This is a genomic window from Acidovorax delafieldii 2AN (assembly GCF_000175235.1).
GTDB classification, from domain to species: Bacteria; Pseudomonadota; Gammaproteobacteria; order Burkholderiales; family Burkholderiaceae_C; genus Acidovorax; species Acidovorax delafieldii_B.
The window spans coordinates 1-673 of record NZ_ACQT01000607.1 but is presented as its reverse complement, the minus strand read 5'-3'; the positions used below and the strand labels follow the sequence as shown (position 1 = coordinate 673).

The 673-nt window shown below is 66.7% G+C and carries 1 pseudogene; it reads left to right on the top strand.

The features are described 5' to 3' along the window. Positions 1–7 precede the first annotated feature (7 nt). A pseudogene (locus ACDELDRAFT_RS23335) lies at positions 8–673 on the top strand (radical SAM protein); the annotation flags it as partial.

Here is a 673-nt window from a genome sequence, read left to right as displayed (position 1 = left end):
ATACAGCATGAATTCTGCAGAATCTGGCTGCCCGCCCGACCCTTCACCGCCCGAAGTTCGCATTCCCGTGCAGGCCATCCATGGGCGCGGCGCCGCCACGCGCATGGCCCACCGGTTCATGCACGAAACCCGCACCGGGGTGGATGACGGCTGGGATGGTCCCGAAGCCGACGCATCGGCCGGGCATCCCGCCACGCGCGTGCACCTGGAGACGGCACGCAGCGCGCTGTGCGGCAACGATTCGCCCGACATCTATTTCGAGCACTCGGTGAACCCCTACCGGGGCTGCGAACATGGCTGCATCTATTGCTACGCGCGCCCCACGCACAGTTACCTGCAGTTCTCGCCGGGGCTCGACTTCGAGACGCAGATCATCGCCAAGCACAACATCGCCGAAGTCTTGCGCTCCGAACTGGCGCGGCAGGGCCATGTGCCGCGTCTGCTCAACATTGGCTCGGCCACCGATTGCTACCAGCCGGTGGAGCGCACGCTGCGGTTGACCCGTGGCGTGATCGAGGTGCTGCGCGACGCGCGCCATCCGTTTTCGCTCATCACCAAAAGCAGCGGCGTCGAGCGCGATCTGGACCTGCTCGCGCCCCTGGCCGCGCAGCGCCTGACGGCGGTCTACGTAACCATCACCACCCTCGACGCAGCGCTGGCGCGGCGCATGGAG